This window comes from Shewanella sp. 1311 (genome assembly GCF_059338235.1).
Map to the genome: position 1 here is coordinate 4,649,475 of NZ_CM181686.1, position 16,531 is coordinate 4,666,005.

The 16,531-nt window shown below is 44.5% G+C and carries 14 protein-coding genes and 8 tRNA genes; 20 read left to right on the forward strand and 2 right to left on the reverse strand.

The window, feature by feature from the left end; genetic code table 11:
• The first annotated feature begins 273 nt into the window (after positions 1-273).
• Both upp and AC5YB3_RS20450 read left to right on the forward strand, forming a co-directional pair.
• On the forward strand, positions 274-900 hold the full coding sequence (gene upp / locus AC5YB3_RS20445) for a uracil phosphoribosyltransferase (RefSeq protein ID WP_006081245.1): 627 nt from the start codon (positions 274-276) through the stop codon (positions 898-900).
• Between the two features lie 271 nt (positions 901-1,171).
• Positions 1,172-2,578, forward strand: a complete 1,407-nt coding sequence (locus AC5YB3_RS20450; protein WP_012196903.1) for a GGDEF domain-containing protein — start codon at positions 1,172-1,174, stop codon at positions 2,576-2,578.
• A 184-nt stretch (positions 2,579-2,762) separates the two neighbouring features.
• Here the strand turns inward: AC5YB3_RS20450 and AC5YB3_RS20455 are convergent, their stop codons facing one another.
• Positions 2,763-4,082 (reverse strand): Na+/H+ antiporter family protein, encoded by a 1,320-nt coding sequence (locus AC5YB3_RS20455; RefSeq protein WP_006081246.1) that lies wholly within the window; start codon positions 4,080-4,082, stop codon positions 2,763-2,765.
• Between the two features lie 388 nt (positions 4,083-4,470).
• On the opposite strand from AC5YB3_RS20455, the gene AC5YB3_RS20460 reads away from it, so the two are divergent.
• On the forward strand, positions 4,471-5,076 hold the full coding sequence (locus tag AC5YB3_RS20460) for a peroxiredoxin C (protein ID WP_006081247.1): 606 nt from the start codon (positions 4,471-4,473) through the stop codon (positions 5,074-5,076).
• 100 nt (positions 5,077-5,176) lie between these two features.
• Here AC5YB3_RS20460 and rnt read toward each other — a convergent pair whose 3' ends face one another.
• Positions 5,177-5,848 (reverse strand): ribonuclease T, encoded by a 672-nt coding sequence (gene rnt / locus AC5YB3_RS20465; RefSeq protein ID WP_006081248.1) that lies wholly within the window; start codon positions 5,846-5,848, stop codon positions 5,177-5,179.
• Positions 5,849-5,989: 141 nt separating this feature from the next.
• Here rnt and motY point away from each other — a divergent pair, with 141 nt between their 5' ends.
• From motY to AC5YB3_RS20550, 17 genes are all read left to right on the forward strand, one after another.
• The gene (motY, locus tag AC5YB3_RS20470) at positions 5,990-6,859 is read left to right on the forward strand and encodes a flagellar protein MotY (protein WP_006081249.1); all 870 of its coding nucleotides are present in this window, start codon (positions 5,990-5,992) and stop codon (positions 6,857-6,859) included.
• 789 nt (positions 6,860-7,648) lie between these two features.
• Entirely contained in the window at positions 7,649-9,832 is a 2,184-nt protein-coding gene (locus AC5YB3_RS20475) for a prolyl oligopeptidase family serine peptidase (protein WP_107947114.1), read from the forward strand.
• Between the two features lie 171 nt (positions 9,833-10,003).
• On the forward strand, positions 10,004-10,405 hold the full coding sequence (gene ybgC / locus AC5YB3_RS20480) for a tol-pal system-associated acyl-CoA thioesterase (RefSeq protein WP_006081251.1): 402 nt from the start codon (positions 10,004-10,006) through the stop codon (positions 10,403-10,405).
• Entirely contained in the window at positions 10,395-11,081 is a 687-nt protein-coding gene (tolQ, locus tag AC5YB3_RS20485) for a protein TolQ (RefSeq protein ID WP_006081252.1), read from the forward strand. Before ybgC ends, tolQ begins: the two co-directional genes overlap by 11 nt.
• Positions 11,081-11,515: a protein TolR gene (gene tolR / locus AC5YB3_RS20490; RefSeq protein ID WP_006081253.1), complete on the forward strand. Its 435-nt coding sequence runs from the start codon at positions 11,081-11,083 to the stop codon at positions 11,513-11,515. The genes tolQ and tolR overlap by 1 nt, the downstream gene beginning before the upstream one ends.
• Positions 11,516-12,538: a cell envelope integrity protein TolA gene (gene tolA / locus AC5YB3_RS20495; RefSeq protein ID WP_012587889.1), complete on the forward strand. Its 1,023-nt coding sequence runs from the start codon at positions 11,516-11,518 to the stop codon at positions 12,536-12,538. It abuts the gene before it with no gap.
• A 13-nt stretch (positions 12,539-12,551) separates the two neighbouring features.
• A complete protein-coding gene (gene tolB / locus AC5YB3_RS20500) occupies positions 12,552-13,880 on the forward strand; it encodes a Tol-Pal system beta propeller repeat protein TolB (protein WP_006087449.1) in 1,329 nt (442 codons plus the stop codon).
• 46 nt (positions 13,881-13,926) lie between these two features.
• Positions 13,927-14,463 (forward strand): peptidoglycan-associated lipoprotein Pal, encoded by a 537-nt coding sequence (gene pal, locus AC5YB3_RS20505; protein ID WP_006081256.1) that lies wholly within the window; start codon positions 13,927-13,929, stop codon positions 14,461-14,463.
• A gap of 24 nt (positions 14,464-14,487) precedes the next feature.
• Positions 14,488-15,237 carry a tol-pal system protein YbgF gene (gene ybgF, locus AC5YB3_RS20510; RefSeq protein ID WP_011846551.1) on the forward strand — a complete coding sequence of 250 codons (750 nt, stop codon included), beginning with the start codon at positions 14,488-14,490 and terminating at the stop codon, positions 15,235-15,237.
• Between the two features lie 142 nt (positions 15,238-15,379).
• Positions 15,380-15,455 (forward strand) — tRNA-Lys (locus AC5YB3_RS20515).
• Between the two features lie 185 nt (positions 15,456-15,640).
• Positions 15,641-15,716, forward strand: a tRNA-Lys gene (locus AC5YB3_RS20520).
• Positions 15,717-15,776: 60 nt separating this feature from the next.
• Positions 15,777-15,852: transfer RNA gene (locus AC5YB3_RS20525), tRNA-Lys, on the forward strand.
• Between the two features lie 60 nt (positions 15,853-15,912).
• Positions 15,913-16,002, forward strand: a tRNA-Lys gene (locus tag AC5YB3_RS20530).
• Between the two features lie 37 nt (positions 16,003-16,039).
• Positions 16,040-16,115 (forward strand) — tRNA-Lys (locus AC5YB3_RS20535).
• Between the two features lie 38 nt (positions 16,116-16,153).
• A tRNA-Lys gene (locus AC5YB3_RS20540) sits at positions 16,154-16,229 on the forward strand.
• A 60-nt stretch (positions 16,230-16,289) separates the two neighbouring features.
• Positions 16,290-16,365, forward strand: a tRNA-Lys gene (locus AC5YB3_RS20545).
• A 38-nt stretch (positions 16,366-16,403) separates the two neighbouring features.
• A tRNA-Lys gene (locus AC5YB3_RS20550) sits at positions 16,404-16,479 on the forward strand.
• The last annotated feature ends 52 nt before the right edge of the window (positions 16,480-16,531 follow it).

Consider the following 16,531-nt stretch of genomic DNA (forward strand, 5'->3'; position numbering starts at 1 on the left):
TGTGCTAGGGGTCGAAAGTCATGATTTGGATTTATGCCCCTCGGCGGAGTATTTTTGGCCGAGTAAAACTGTATTTCAGTTTCTGAGGTCTTGAGATTGGTCACAAAATAGTAAATTAAGGTACGTATCTTAGTCGATTGGGAATTATTCTTGGGAGATAGCTCACGATTAGGCCTAATGGCAAAACTTTATGTTTTACCTAGTAAACAAATCAACTAGAATCTGAAAAATTTGCCTAAAATAATACGCCGAAAAATAAAGTAGGAGAGAATAATGAAAGTTGTCGAGGTTAAACATCCTTTAGTGCGTCACAAAATCGGTTTAATGCGCGAAGGTGACATTAGCACTAAACGTTTCCGTGAGCTAGCCGCCGAAGTGGGCAGTTTATTAACCTATGAAGCTACCGCAGATTTCGAAACTGAAACGGTGACGATTGAAGGCTGGAACGGTCCGGTTGAAGTCGACCAAATCAAAGGTAAAAAAGTCACTGTTGTGCCGATTTTACGTGCGGGTTTGGGCATGATGGACGGTGTACTTGAGCATATCCCAAGTGCGCGTATTTCAGTTGTCGGCATTTACCGTGACGAAGAAACCCTTGAGCCTGTGCCATATTTTGAAAAACTCGCCAGTGACATGAACGAGCGTATCGCCTTAGTTGTCGACCCAATGCTCGCGACTGGTGGCTCTATGATTGCGACCGTCGACTTATTGAAGAAACGCGGTTGTACTTCAATCAAAGCCTTAGTGTTAGTGGCTGCACCTGAAGGGATCAAAGCGTTAGAAGCGGCGCATCCTGATATCGAGTTATATACCGCTGCTATCGACAAGTGCCTCAATGAGAAGGGCTATATCCTGCCAGGTCTTGGTGATGCGGGCGATAAAATCTTTGGTACTAAATAACCAAAGCTGTTAAAAATCAAAGTTGCTAAATAATTAGCGTAGCTGATGCTCAGTTGAGCGGATGTACTCAGTAAGGGAGCCTAGGCTCCCTTTTTGTTTTTTGTTTGCCACAGTTATAACAACTTTGTTTTAAGCTGCTAAAGTTTAGCATTAAGACAAATAGTTATTCGCAATTGCAGTTGTTTTTATTGGTTTATTTTGTGGTTTAATGGGACATTACTTAAGTTTTGGGCAAGGCATATTGTCGGTATAACAAGAATTAAGAGGGATTATGGGACATTCGGCACTCAACTGGTTGTTATTACGTCGGTCACTTGCACTTGCGACCCTCTTGTTTGTCATATTCTTGCTGATCCTATTGCCGTTTAAAATCGATAGAGAACACCAATCCTTTGTGTCTTTTGTAAAAACAAAGCAAATCACACCGAGCTATATTGAACTGCTCGGTAAAAGCTTATCCCTGCACGATATCATTGATTTCAATAAATCTTCTTTAGCGCCTTTTCAGCTCGATCCCACCCGATTAATGCTGCCCCAAGGGGTGGAGCTTTCTGCTGAAGAAGCGCAAGTCTTACGCTACTTTGATTATCTCTACTCCAGTAAAAAGACAAATGCAGAAGATATTTTCCTGTATGTGGGGCTTTATCGTAGTGATGCTGTGTATTTTGCAACCCCAATCCCAGAGGACGTAAAAGCGCGGCTGATTAATGACCGTACTTCGACAAATGAGTTTTGTCAGAGCCTGCACTATTGTGCGAAAGACGCGACGCCAGAGTCCTTGGCCGATGGCATAGTGTTATCCATTCCTTATCAAGATGAAGTGACTGGTAAAGTCATTTTATCTATGGCCTCGCCGATTACATCATCTAGCGATCCTAATCATTTTATTGGTGATGTGATTGCCGACACGGCCTTTATGACGTCGGGTTTTATGCGTAATAAACATGTGGAATGGCAGAATACAGATTATGGCACTGAGCTGGTGATCACGACAGATAGCCTTTGGGCTGAACTGACGCCGGAGTTCTTGTTTTATTCGATGACAAATCATTTAGATAACATGACTTCACTGACATACAAAATCAGTATATTTCGTTTTATTGTGTGGAATTTGCCCCTGTGGTTTTTGTTATCTATCGTGATCTTCTTCGTTCAAATTAATATCAATCGTCTTAGGAAACTTCGTACTGAGCGCCAACGGTTTAGTGAAGCGATGTTATTGGATGCTTTTACTCGCACCTACAATAAGAAAGTCTATGAGACCACGCTGTTTGATGTCGCAACTAAGGGGCATTACGCTGTGATCTGTGTGGATGGCGATAAAATCAAAACCATTAATGATACCTACGGGCATAAACTCGGGGACATGGCGATCATGCAAATTGTCGATGCAATGCGCGGCGTATTTCGAGAAAACGATTTGTTAATCAGAACCGGCGGTGATGAGTTTGTCGTCATCTTAGCTAATTGTACTTTTGAACGGGCTTTGGTATTGGCTGAACATTTACGTCAAGCGGTCGCAGAGCGGCAGTTTTTAAATGTGTTGACCGTTTCCTGCGGTGCCGCTGATTCCCAAGACTATGCAAACTTTGAGGCCGTGCTGCAAGCGGCGGATAAAGCGCTGTATGAGGATAAAAAGAATAAGCAGGGTAGCCGTAAGCTCGAAGCGACACGGTAACTATTGTTAGTTATCAGGCTATTTATTGCGTTAACTATTGATATTGAGTTAGCTATTGAGTTAATCATCGAGTGAATTCGTCACGTGACCGCAATAAAGTTGCAGCCGGCAATAAAAAACAGCGCGGAGAATGTCCGCGCTGTCGTTAATTTCTATTACTGCTATTCAATCCCTTCAATCGTGTTTACAACACCATGGCCGCAATCCAGCCAAACACTAACAGTGGAATATTGTAGTGGATGAAGGTGGGGATCACGCTGTCACGAATGTGGTCGTGTTGACCATCGGCATTCAAACCCGCAGTAGGACCTAAGGTGGAATCCGATGCTGGCGAGCCCGCATCACCCAGCGCTGCGGCGGTGCCGACTAAAGCGATTGTCGCCGCCACTGAAAAACCAAAACTTAACGCCAATGGCACATAAATGGTCGCGATAATCGGAATGGTGGAGAAAGACGAGCCGATCCCCATCGTGATCAGTAGACCTACTAGCAGCATCAAGAAGGCGGCGAGGGCTTTATTATCACCAATGATGTCGCTAAGCGAAGCCACAAGCGTGCCCACTTCACCGGTTTCTTTCACTACTGCGGCAAAACCTGCGGCAGAAATCATGATAAAGCCGATGTTGGCCATCATGCGCACGCCTTGATTGAAAATATCTTGGTCGGCGACATGCTTTAAGGCGCCCGAGAAACTGAAAATCATGAAGCCGACTAAGGCGCCGAAAATCATCGAATCGGTTTCAAGTTGCACCACTAAGGTGGCTAATATCGCCACTGCGGCAATGATAATATTGCGTTTATTGAGGGTTTCTTCTGGCTCTGCAACCAATACTTTGGCCTCATCGTAGATCCTAGGTTTACGGTAACTGATAAACACAGCTGTCAGTAACCCGACTATCATGCCCGCCGCTGGAATTAACATGGCTGGTGGAATTTGCTCACGTACAGCCGCTAAGCCATTACTGGTTAAGTTGGAAAGCAGAATGTCATTTAAGAAAATGCCACCAAATCCAATCGGTAAAATCATATAGGTTGTGACCAGACCAAAGGTCAAAACACAGGCGACTAAACGACGGTCGATGTTCAGTTTGGTCATCACATGTAACAGGGGTGGCACTAAAATCGGAATGAAGGCGATATGAATAGGTAAAATATTCTGTGAGGCCATCGACATGACAAGTAGCGATAACAGCAGTAACCAGCGAACCCAGTTAGTATTGGTGGGATTAGGATCTTGTCCAAGGCTACTGATGATGCTTCTTGAGATCAGCGTGGTTAAGCCTGAGTGCGAGAGTGCGACAGCGAAGGCACCTAATAATGCATAACTGAGCGCAATTTGCGCGCCGCCACCTAAGCCAGTATTAAAGGCATCGATGGTTTGGTGCAGATCCATTCCGCCCACAAGTCCCGCCACAAGGGCGCTCACGGTGAGGGCGATAACTACATTCACCCTAGCTAAACTGAGTGCCAACATTAAGCACACTGCAATAACGACTGCATTCATAGTCAATTTTCTTAATTCTTTAAGCCAAAGACGCTATTTTTGACTGCAAAGGCTGTCGATGTCCAGTTTGCCGAGGGCTTATCTGAAAAATATCTGAAAATGTGATCATGCTGGGTTTTGTCTGTTAGCCGAATGTGGATTGCTGCGCACACAGGATACGCAGATTGCTCTATCCTTAGTCAGGCAAAACGGAAATGCCCTTGAAAAATGTGATATTGGTCTTAAATAGGTTGTAAGGCACAGCACACGACTTATAATGCCTAAAGATTTGATTGGTAAGAACACCTTTTAATCAGTAAGGATTTAACTCGACCTAGGTTGAGGAGAGCATACTGATTTGAGGGCATCTTGCCTTACACTTAGTTCAACTCATAGATGGAGATATAAAATGAGCGTATTAGTAGGCCGTCAGGCTCCTGATTTTACTGCTGCAGCTGTATTAGGTTCTGGCGAAATCGTTGATAGCTTCAACTTAACTGCAGCCATCAAAGGCAAACCAGCAGTCGTATTCTTCTATCCACTTGACTTCACTTTCGTTTGTCCATCAGAGTTGATCGCATTTGATCACCGCATGGAAGAGTTCACTAAGCGTGGCGTAGAAGTGATTGGTGTGTCTATCGATTCTCAGTTCACTCACAACGCATGGCGCAACACCCCAGTTGAAAAAGGCGGTATTGGCCAAGTTAAGTACACGTTAGTGGCTGACGTTAAACATGAAATCTGTAAAGCATACGATGTTGAGCATCCAGAAGCGGGTGTGGCTTTCCGTGGTTCATTCCTGATCGACAAAGAAGGCATGGTTCGTCACCAAGTTGTTAACGATCTGCCATTAGGCCGTAACGTTGATGAAATGCTACGTATGATCGACGCACTGCAATTCCACGAAGAGCACGGCGATGTATGTCCTGCTGGCTGGGAAAAAGGCGATAAAGGTATGAATGCAAGCACTGAAGGTGTTGCTGCTTACCTGTCTGAAAACGCAAGCTCACTGTAATTAGTATTTGTTAATCACAGTTGCTCGTTAAATGAAAAAAGCTGCCAATGGCAGCTTTTTTGTTTTTAAATGGCTTAAGATCTAGTGTGAACCGCTAAATTTATGCCTCAGTACCGCTTTGTGCATCCTGCTCATCCACGGCCAGTAACGGCCAGCCGCCTAATGATTTCCAACGATTCACTATATGACAAAAAAGCTCTGCGGTACGTTCGGTATCATATAGCGCAGAATGGGCTTCTTTATTATCGAAGGGAATGCCCGCCATGATGCATGCTTTGGCAAGTACGGTATGACCAATGGCAAGTCCGGCGAGTGTAGCAGTATCGAAAGTAGCAAAAGGATGAAATGGTGAGCGTTTTAAGTCGCAACGTTCAATCGCCTTACTCACAAAACCATGATCAAAGGCGGCATTATGCGCCACTATGATACTGCGATGGCAGTCAGAGGCTTTTTGGGCTTTTTTCACCGCTTTAAAGATTTCTAAAAAGGCTTCTTTCTCGCTCACGGCTCCGCGTAACGGATTAGTGGGATCAATACCGTTGAATGCTAACGCTTCGGGTTCTAAATTTGCGCCTTCAAAGGGCTCAATGTGGAAGTGTAGGGTTTTGTCGATTCCTATCACGCCTTCATTGTCCATTTTCAGTAGGGTGACGGCAATTTCTAGCAACGCATCGGTTTGAGAGTTGAAGCCCGCAGTTTCGACATCAATGACTACGGGAAAGTAGCCTCGAAATCGGTATTTCAATTTGTTCGCGTCGCAAATGTCACTCATAAAGTACTCTAGAAAATTCACAGGGCGCTATTATGCTAAATGTGTTGGGGTGTGTCATGCTTGATTGATGGTTTTATGAGCTAAAGGAACTAAATAGTTTGCCGATAAAGCCATGTAACCGATTAAACATGAGTAAAGGCTATGTGGCGAAAACTGATATTAGTATCAATTTTATGCGTTCCAGCAACTGCAATGGCAGAGTTGCGCCATTATGTCGCCTCTTTAAGTGATTCCCAATGGCGAGTGAGCGAGAATTCTCCCATCGTTTGTCGCCTCGAGCATGATATCCCCTCCTACGGTAAAGCAATTTTTACCAGCGAAGCGGGTAAGCAGCAGAATATGAATTTTACCTTAGACATGTGGGTAAAACCGGACCAAGTCACGCAAGCTAAGTTAATTAGTCGTGCGCCGCAGTGGCGGCCGGGAGTGGTCTCAAAAGAAATCACTTCACTGCATTATCAAAAGTACTTTAATGGTGAGGTGCCTAAACGTGCCGCTTGGTCTATGTTGGCTGAGTTGAGTCGCGGTATGGAACCGACGTTTTACTATGCTGATTGGTATAATGAGTCAAATAAGATCGCTGTGGGTTTGTCATCGGTTAATTTTGGCCGTAAATACAGCGAGTTCAAAGCTTGTCTAGCGCACCTGTTGCCCTATAGCTTTGAAGATATCGCATTTACTGTGCTGAACTATGATGAAGGCGGAACCGATTTAACTCGTTTCTCCCAGCAGCAACTGTCTCGGGTTCAAGAATACTTAGCCTATGATCCTTTGGTGGAGTTAGTGCTGGTGGATGCGTATACCGATAGTTACGGTGGCCGTTCAGTTAACCAAAAAGTCTCGGATAAACGGGCGGAGTCGGTAAAAGATTTCTTTGTTGCCAGCGGTATTCCGCAAGATCGTATCGTTACTGTGGGGCACGGTGAGCGCCGTCATGTGGCTTCGAACGATGATATGGACGAAAGGGCACGTAACCGCCGCGTTGTGATACGGATCAGTAAGCCTTTGTAGTGTATTTGCGCAGTGTTTAACCTGTGCCACATCAATATAGTTAAGCCCAATCCAATGCCAAGTCACTGACTTGGCATTGTCATTTATAGATGTGGAGGTGGTTATTTTTGGATAGCTTGGCAGTATTTCGCTCAACCTTTGCAGCATCAGCGAGCTTTAAATAGGATTATGAGTTTTTCTTATTGGTGATGTTCGCGAGCAGGTAACCGTTAAGCACCTTAGACAACTCAACTGGGGCGAGGGCATGAATAGTGATAGCGGCTTAAAGCCTGATATCGTCGTAAGTAGGATGGTGTTTGAAACGGATAAAAAAAAGCCCGCTTAAACTAAGCGGGCCGCAAAAATAATTCATTTGCAATCAACAAATTGAAGGAAGGAAGTCAAGCATAAGAACCAGGGAAGAAACTGAAGTGTTGGGAACACACCAGTTTAAAAGTTCTTTGTTTTCGATATCTGCAAGCAGGTATCTCCTGAAAACAAGTACATTCTATGGTGAACTCGGCGGTAAAACAAACGAGAAAAATTGCCCATAAACATTAGTAATTCTAATGGTTGAAAAGGTGATCTATATCACTTAAGTCACTATTTACCTTGATTAATAACTTATAAATCACTATTAGTGCATAATAATACACTTCAATAAGCTTATCCTTGCTGCCATTTTGTTAAATCTGCAATACAACCTAAAAATATTCTTATTAAGTTACGGCATTGCCATGATTTTTTTTGCTTGTATAGTACTTGCTGAAAAGGCCTTAAGCCCGAAACCACAAGAAGGACGATAACAAGATGGCATTAAGATTTCGCCTTGCAAAGCAAGGTTTGTTAGTGGCCACATTGGGAATGGCACTTGGTGCCTGCCAAAGTGGCAATGCACCTGAACAAAATTCGACTGAGCAGGCAAGCGCAAATAAATTGGTTTATCCAGTGACTCAAAAAGATGATCTCGTCGAAACCATTCACGGTGTTACCGTGGCGGATCCTTACCGCCATTTAGAGGCCAATACGCCAGAAACGGAAGCTTGGGTAAAAGAACAACAAGCCTTCGGTCAAGCCTATTTAGCCAAGATCCCCAATAAACAAGCAGTGGTCGATCGCATCACTGAGCTGTGGAATTACGAAAAAGTCTCCGCCCCATTTGAGAATGGCGACAATCAATTTTACTACCGTAATGATGGCCTGCAGGCGCAATCTGTTTTGTATGTCAAAGGGTTAGATGGCGTTGAAAAGCCAGTTCTCGATCCAAACAAACTGTCAGCGGATGGCACTGTGGCGCTATCAGGTGTTGCAGTGAGTAATGACGGTAAAATTTTAGCCTATGGTGTGTCAAATTCGGGCTCAGATTGGCAGCAATGGCAGTTTGTTGATATCGCAACCGGTAAGAAACTTGCCGATGAATTGAAATGGATTAAATTTTCTAGCGCAGTGTGGGATAAAGAAAACCAAGGTGTGTTTTATGCTCGCTATGATGCCCCAGCGGGTGGAGATGTCTTAGCCGACGTCAATTTCAATCAAAAAGTGTATTACCATAAATTAGGTACAGATCAGCGCCAAGATTTATTGATTTACGAGCGCCCACAGAATAAAGATTGGGGCTTTGGCATAGAGGTATCCGAGAAAGGCGAATACCTATTACTGTCGATTTCTCAAGGTACGGATAAGCGTAATCGTTTCTTCTATAAATCCTTATTTGAGCCTAAATCACAAGTGGTGGAATTGATCCTCAACTTAGAAGCTGAATATGAGTTTCTCGGTAATGATGGTTCAGTGTTTTATTTTAAAACCGACTTAGATGCGCCTAACGGTAAAGTGATTGCGATTGATACCCGCAATAGCGATAAATCCCAATGGCAAACCATTATTCCAGAGTCTACAGATCCCATTAATAACGTCGCCATAATTAATGACCATTTAGTGGTGAGTTATTTACACGATGTATTAGGTCAATTATCGATTTACAGCATGGGTGGGCAGAAACGCCAAGACGTGGCATTACCTGGTCAAGGCAATGTGGCTGGGCCTTTTGGTAAAGCAAGCAAAGACTATTTCTATTATGTGTTTAATAGCTATATTCAACCTGAAACCACCTATAAGTTTGACTTCAAAACCGCTGAATCAAGCGTAATTGCCAAACCTAAAGTATCGTTTAATCCCGATGACTATGTTTCTGAGCAAGTGTTTTATCGCAGTAAAGACGGCACGCGTGTTCCTATGATGCTGTCCTATAAAAAAGGCCTAGTGAAGAACGGTCAAAACCCAACATTACTGTATGCCTATGGTGGTTTTGCCATTTCGATGACACCACGCTTTAGTCCTGCCAACATTGCTTGGTTAGATATGGGCGGTATTTACGCTGTGCCGAGTTTACGTGGCGGCGCTGAATACGGCGAAAGCTGGCATCAAGCGGGAATGTTCGATAAAAAGCAAAATGTGTTTGATGACTATTTTGCTGCCGCGGAATATCTAGTGAGTGAGAAATACACGAATAGCACTAAGTTAGGTGCCTATGGCCGCAGTAACGGTGGTCTGTTGATGGGCGCTGCGGTGACTCAACGTCCTGAACTTTTCGCCGCGGTATTACCTGCGGTGGGCGTTCTGGATATGCTGCGCTTCCATAAGTTCACTATCGGTTGGGCTTGGACGAGTGAATATGGCAGTGCAGATAAAGCAGATCAATTCCCAGCGCTATTGGCTTATTCACCTTATCACAATGTGAAAGCGCAAGCTTACCCAGCGACTATGGTGATGACTGCCGATCATGATGATCGCGTCGTGCCATTACACAGTTTTAAGTTCGCGGCCATGTTGCAGGATAAGCAACAAGGCACTGAACCTGTGATTATGCGTATCGAGTCTAATGCGGGTCACGGAGCCGGTAAACCAACGGCGATGAAGATTGACGAATTTGCCGATATCTACAGTTTCTTGTGGCAGAGTTTTGGCCTAACCCTGCCACAAACTATCGCAAAATAACTAACTATGTTAATTAAATGGGGTCCTTTGACCCCATTGTCTTTTACAATTGCCCCTATTCATCTGAAACCCGCGCTATTCCTATCTATATCTTCGTCGGGTCATTCACAAGTCTTGTTTCCCTAGGTATAGTAAGCGTCAATTTTTCAACCAAAATTTGCTTATTTTCAAATGATGTTTCATTGGCCTATTTCAGTCTATTACGAAGACACCGACGCTGGCGGCGTTGTCTATCATTCGAACTATCTCAACTTTTTTGAGCGGGCGAGAACCGAGTGGCTAAAAGCCCTTGGCGTGAGTCAGACTGCGCTTTTAGCCGACGATACCGCCTTTGTGGTAAAGCGTGCGGAATTAGATTTTCGCAAAGCGGCACGTTTTGAACAGAACCTTATTGTTGAAACTAAGGTCATAGAGTTGAAAAAGGCCTCGTTGATCTTTCATCAACGCTTGGTCGATAAACAGGGAGACTGTTATTGTGAAGGCACAGTGCTGGTTGTTTGTGTTGCGCTGTCACGAATGCGTCCCCGAGCTATTCCCTTAAATATTGTGCAGGAGTTTGACAGTGCAAGCTGATATGTCGATTGTTGGGTTATTTTTACAAGCCAGTTTATTAGTGAAATTTGTTATGTTCACCTTACTTTGCTTGTCAGTGATGTCTTGGACGGTGATTTTACAACGCCGTAGCTTACTGACATCCGCAAAAAGTAAATCGGCGAAGTTTGAAGACAAATTTTGGTCAGGCGTTGATTTAAACCGTTTATATAAAGAATTATCGACTCGTCCAGATAATAGCGGTTTAGAGTCATTATTTGTGACTGGCTTTAAGGAATATTCACGTCTGAATAAATTAAATAGCAAAGTGCCCGATGCCGTGATGGACGGTACATCACGTGCTATGCGTGTGACACTTTCTCGCGAAATGGAAAAGTTAGAAGCTAACTTACCCTTATTAGCGACCATTGGTTCGACTAGCCCTTATATCGGTTTATTTGGTACGGTATGGGGGATTATGAATTCATTTATCGCCATTGGTTCGATGGAAAACGCGACCTTAGCTATGGTTGCCCCCGGTATTGCTGAAGCCTTGATTGCAACGGCTATGGGTCTATTTGCTGCGATCCCTGCGGTTATTGCGTACAACCGTTTCTCGACTCAAGTCGATAAATTGGAAATGGCCTACGCAAACTTTATGGAAGAGTTCTCCAGCATTTTGCATCGCCAAGCATACAGTGAGAAGGAAGGGGCATAATGCAACCAGCTTATCAGCGCAAACGTCGTCGCCCCGTTGCCGAAATCAACGTGGTGCCCTATATCGACGTGATGCTCGTGCTGTTAATTATTTTTATGGTAACAGCGCCCATAGTCACCCAAGGGGTAAAAGTGGAGCTGCCTCAAGGAGCTGCGGAAGTTTTACCTGCTGACAGTAAGCCACCTGTGGTGGCTTCGATTGACGGTGACGGTGATTATTATCTGAATAAAGGTGGTTCGACCAACGTTCCTATGGACTTGGAAGAACTGGCGACGGAAGTTGCTGCGCTTATGGTGACAGAGCCTGAGCGTCCAGTGGTGGTTAAGGCCGATAGAAATATTCCTTACGATAAAGTGATTCAGTTGATGGTGACCTTGCAAGGTGCTGGCGTGCCATCAGTCGGTTTGATGACGGATTCACCCAAGGAGAAATAGGTGGCAGATAAGTCAGATGTAACATTACCTCTGTCAATTTCAGCGGGTATTCATATTGGCGTGATAATTATTCTGGCGTTGGGGATCGATTTCTCTCACAAACCTGAGCCTATGCAACAAGTTAGTGCGCCAGCGGTTAAAGCCGTGATGGTTGATCAGCAAAAAGTCGCTAATCAAGTTGAGAAACTTAAGCAAGAAAAGCGTGATGCCGAGCGCCGTGAGCAAGAACGTCAAGCTGAGCTTGAGCGCAAAGCGCAAGAAGCGAAGCAAGCGCGCGAACGTGAACAAGCTCAGATTAAACAGTTAGAGCAAGAACGTAAGCAGCAAGAAATTGAAACCCAAAAGGCCAATGAAGCGACCAAGCTAGCTCAAGTGAAACAGCAGCAGGAAAAGGAAAAGGCAGTTAAAGCCGAAGCCGACCGTAAGCTGAAAGAGCAGGAGCGTAAAGTCGCCGAAGATGCCGCGCAAAAAGCAGCAGAAAAACGCAAAGTGGAAGAAGCCGCAGCAGCGAAAGCGGAAAGTGACCGTAAGCTAAAGGAGGCAGAAGCTAAGGCCAAAGCTGAAAAAGCCAAGGCAGATGCAGATGCGAAAGCCGAAGCTAAGGCCAAAGCAGATGCTAAAGCTAAAGCGGATGCTAAGGCCAAAGCCGATGCTGAAGCCAAAGCCCGCGCCCAGCAGGAGCAAGAAATGGCTGATGCATTAGCGGCGGAGCAGGCGGCGTTGTCGCAAACCATGAATAAGCAGATGCAGAGTGAAGTGGGTAAGTATCAGGCAATGATTAAATCGACTATCCAACGTAATTTGGTAGTGGATGAGTCAATGCGTGGAAAGACTTGCACTGTCTCTGTACGATTAGCAAATGATGGTTTTGTGATCAGCAGTCAAACTAAAGGCGGTGATCCTAACGTTTGTCGTGCAGCAAAAGCGGCGATTTTGAAGGCGGGTAAATTGCCAGTGTCTCCGGACCCTGCAGTTTATAACTTGATGAAAGAAATTAACTTAATCGTTGAACCAACGTTTTAATTAAAGGAGTCCCATGAGAATATTGGCAAAATGGTTAGCATTAGCAGTTCTGCTATGCACCACCCCCGCAAAAGCGGCATTGGATATTGTGATCACAGAAGGTGTTGACGCTGCGCGTCCCATCGCTGTGATGCCTTTTGTTTGGCAAGGTCCTGGCGCCGCACCGCAAGCGATTGCGGATGTAGTGATGTCTGACTTAGTGCGTAGCGGTACGTTTAAACCTTTAGACGAACTTGGACTGCCTCAGCGTAATATTGGCACTGTGGCACAGTTTCAAGCTAATTCTTGGTCAAGTGTTGGCGCCGAAGCGTTAGTGCTAGGTACCGTTAAACCTTATGGTACTGATCAATATCTGGTGAGCTTTGATTTAATCGATTTAGTTAAAGCCCAAAACCAAGCGTTGAAAGGCCCAGTTAGTGCAACAGAATTTTTGATGGACAGCCGTCAAACTGTGATTTCAGCGGCGCAATTTCGCCAATATGGACACAGGATCAGCGATATCGTCTATGAAAAGTTAACCGGTATTCGCGGCGCATTCTTAACGCGGATCTCCTATGTTGTGGTCAATCATACTCAAAAAGCCCCATATCAATTGATGGTTGCTGATTATGATGGCGTTAATGAACAAATGTTACTGCGCTCGCCAGAGCCGTTGATGTCACCGACTTGGTCACCCGATGGTCGTCGTTTAGCGTATGTAAGCTTTGAAAACAAAAAAGCTGAGATCTTCGTGCAAGACCTTTATACCCAAGTGCGCACTAAAGTGAGCTCTTTCCCTGGTATTAACGGTGCGCCGGCGTTCTCACCCGATGGAAAATCTTTGGCGATCACTTTATCTAAAGACGGTCAGCCTGAAATTTACATCATAGATATTGCGACCAAAGCCATTAAGCGTATTACCAATCACTATGCTATCGATACTGAGCCATCATGGTATCCTGATGGAAAGTCGTTGATTTTTACATCAGAGCGCGGTGGTAGACCACAGATTTATCGCGTAGAGTTGAGCTCAGGTAAAGTGAGTCGTGAAACCTTTGAAGGTGAATGGAACCTCGGTGGTTCAATTACCCCTGATGGTCGCAGTATGATTTTTGTTAATCGCACGAACGGTAAATTTAATATTGCGCGTATGGATTTAAGTACGCGTTTTATGCAGGTGCTGACATCGACACGTTTGGATGAATCTCCAAGTGTGGCCCCTAATGGTACTATGGTGATCTATGGCACCACATACCAAGGCAAGCAAGTATTAGCAGCTGTTTCTACGGATGGACGTTTTAAAGCAAGATTACCGGCAGGTCAAGGTGAGGTGAAATCACCTTCTTGGTCACCGTTTCTCTAATGTTATACCTTGATTTAATCACATTTAATTTTATAAGGAACACGTAATGGATCTGAATAAGTTGTTAAAAGCTATGTTGGTAGCACTTCCAATTATGGCTCTTAGTGCATGTAGCTCAACTTCAGAATCAGAAACTGATGCAATGGGCTCAACAAACGGTTCAGGTAGTGAACTGAATGGTGGTGGCATTCAAACTGGTGGTGTAGGCGCAATGTTGTCTGCTGAAGAGCAACAACGTCAGCAGTTAGAAGACTTGAGAAAGCAACACATCATTTACTTCGACTTTGACCGCAGTGAAGTTCAAACTGATTTCGCCGCAATATTAGAAGCCCATGGCACTTACTTAGTTGAGCACCCAAGCGTGCGCGTACTGATTGAAGGTCATGCTGATGAGCGTGGCACGCCTGAGTACAACATCGCTCTGGGCGAACGTCGTGCTAAAGCCGTTGCTAAATACCTACAAGGTATGGGCGTACAGCCAAGCCAAATGAGCGTAGTCAGCTATGGCGAAGAAAAACCACTTGATTTTTCTCGCACTGATGAAGGTTTTGGCAAAAACCGTCGTGCAGTTTTAGTTTACTAAGATTGAATCTCGGAGAGTAACACAATGAAACGTGCCGTCTTAATTACGGCAATGTTCCTTGGTGCGGGTGCTGCAGTTGCAGCACCTGCTCCTGTGGAAGATATTGCTGGTGGTTCGGGTGATGACAGACTTGCTCGCATAGAACGTATTGTAAAATCAAGACAACAAAGCGAGCTCGATATGCAGCGCCGTCTTGATACACTGCAGCAAGAAGTGCTCGATTTACGTGGTTTAACCGAACAACAGAATTATCAGATTGAGCAGATGCAACAGCGTCAGCGTCAGTTATATGATGAACTTGCTAATTTATCCTCAAAGGCATCTGCCGCTCCTGCAGCCGCAGCCGCGACATCCACACCTTCTGTAGCCTCGACGAATGCGGCTTCAAGTAGTTTAAGTGAAACTGCAAGCTATGAGAGTGCCGTTAATTTAGTCTTGAAAGAGCGTAAGTATGACGACGCTATTCCTGCCTTCCGTGCCTTTATCAAACAATACCCAGATTCTGTGTATGCCGCGAATGCTAACTATTGGTTAGGGCAGCTATTATTTAATAAGAGCGAATTTGCAGAAGCCAAACAAGCCTTCAAAACTGTGGTTGACCGTTTTAGTGATTCCAATAAACGGGGTGACAGTTTAGTGAAGCTTGGCATGATCGCCGAGAAAACCGGTGACAAGGCTGGGGCGACGCAATACTACCAACAAGTCGTCAAAGATTACGCAAACAGCGCAGCAGCGCGCATTGCACAGCAGCAACTGGCTGCAATTAAAGCGTAATTAACTAAAAAACATACTCTTAGTCTGTTTTTCATGCAAACGACAAAAAATTGGGAATTTGCGCTTGCATGAGAAGATGAAAAAGGTATTATAGGCGCCCTCAGAGCGGCGAGGTCGTTCGGGGCGTAAAATACCAGTAAATGGGTCGTTAGCTCAGTCGGTAGAGCAGTTGGCTTTTAACCAATTGGTCGAAGGTTCGAATCCTTCACGACCCACCACTTACTCTAATAAATAGAATAAGTTAGTGGTATTTAACGAGATAGTCAGCAGTACAATTGGTCGTTAGCTCATTCGCTTTTTTACAAAGCTAGGGCAGTTGGCTTTTAACCAATCAGTTGAATGGTTCTAATCCTTAATGGCATAACACTTTACTGAAAGTGCATAAATCAGCGCAACACCAGATGGGTCGTTAGCTCAGTCGGTAGAGCAGTTGGCTTTTAACCAATTGGTCGAAGGTTCGAATCCTTCACGACCCACCACTTATTATTCGCATTTTGAATGCTTAAAATAAGTGAACAGTTTTATCGCAATACCTAGATGGGTCGTTAGCTCAGTCGGTAGAGCAGTTGGCTTTTAACCAATTGGTCGAAGGTTCGAATCCTTCACGACCCACCACTTATTATTCGCATTATAAATGCCAAAAATAAGTGAACAGTTTTATCGCAATACCTAGATGGGTCGTTAGCTCAGTCGCTTTTTTATAAAGCCAGGGCAGTTGGCTTTTAACCAATCAGTCGAATGGTTCTAATCCTTCACGGCACTCCACTTTACTGAAAGTGTATAAATCAGTGCCACACCAGATGGGTCGTTAGCTCAGTCGGTAGAGCAGTTGGCTTTTAACCAATTGGTCGAAGGTTCGAATCCTTCACGACCCACCACTTTACTGAAAGTGCATAAATCAGCGCAATACCTAGATGGGTCGTTAGCTCAGTCGGTAGAGCAGTTGGCTTTTAACCAATTGGTCGAAGGTTCGAATCCTTCACGACCCACCACTTATTATCAGCATGATAAATGCAATAAATAAGTGAATAGTTTTATGGCAATACCTAGATGGGTCGTTAGCTCAGTCGGTAGAGCAGTTGGCTTTTAACCAATTGGTCGAAGGTTCGAATCCTTCACGACCCACCACTTTACTGAAAGTGCATAAATCAGCGCAATACCTAGATGGGTCGTTAGCTCAGTCGGTAGAGCAGTTGGCTTTTAACCAATTGGTCGAAGGTTCGAATCCTTCACGACCCACCACTTATTACCCCGCTTTATATCTCTCAAGTTACCCACTAAATTTACTAAGTTA

Excerpts from the sequence above, each read along its gene's own strand:
- upp (WP_006081245.1), top strand. The coding sequence starts at position 274 with ATGAAAGTTGTCGAGGTTAAACATCCTTTAGTGCGTCACAAAATCGGT.
- AC5YB3_RS20450 (WP_012196903.1), top strand. The coding sequence starts at position 1,172 with ATGGGACATTCGGCACTCAACTGGTTGTTATTACGTCGGTCACTTGCA.
- AC5YB3_RS20455 (WP_006081246.1), bottom strand. The coding sequence starts at position 4,082 with ATGAATGCAGTCGTTATTGCAGTGTGCTTAATGTTGGCACTCAGTTTA.
- AC5YB3_RS20460 (WP_006081247.1), top strand. The coding sequence starts at position 4,471 with ATGAGCGTATTAGTAGGCCGTCAGGCTCCTGATTTTACTGCTGCAGCT.
- rnt (WP_006081248.1), bottom strand. The coding sequence starts at position 5,848 with ATGAGTGACATTTGCGACGCGAACAAATTGAAATACCGATTTCGAGGC.
- motY (WP_006081249.1), top strand. The coding sequence starts at position 5,990 with ATGTGGCGAAAACTGATATTAGTATCAATTTTATGCGTTCCAGCAACT.
- AC5YB3_RS20475 (WP_107947114.1), top strand. The coding sequence starts at position 7,649 with ATGGCATTAAGATTTCGCCTTGCAAAGCAAGGTTTGTTAGTGGCCACA.
- ybgC (WP_006081251.1), top strand. The coding sequence starts at position 10,004 with ATGATGTTTCATTGGCCTATTTCAGTCTATTACGAAGACACCGACGCT.
- tolR (WP_006081253.1), top strand. The coding sequence starts at position 11,081 with ATGCAACCAGCTTATCAGCGCAAACGTCGTCGCCCCGTTGCCGAAATC.
- tolB (WP_006087449.1), top strand. The coding sequence starts at position 12,552 with ATGAGAATATTGGCAAAATGGTTAGCATTAGCAGTTCTGCTATGCACC.
- pal (WP_006081256.1), top strand. The coding sequence starts at position 13,927 with ATGGATCTGAATAAGTTGTTAAAAGCTATGTTGGTAGCACTTCCAATT.
- ybgF (WP_011846551.1), top strand. The coding sequence starts at position 14,488 with ATGAAACGTGCCGTCTTAATTACGGCAATGTTCCTTGGTGCGGGTGCT.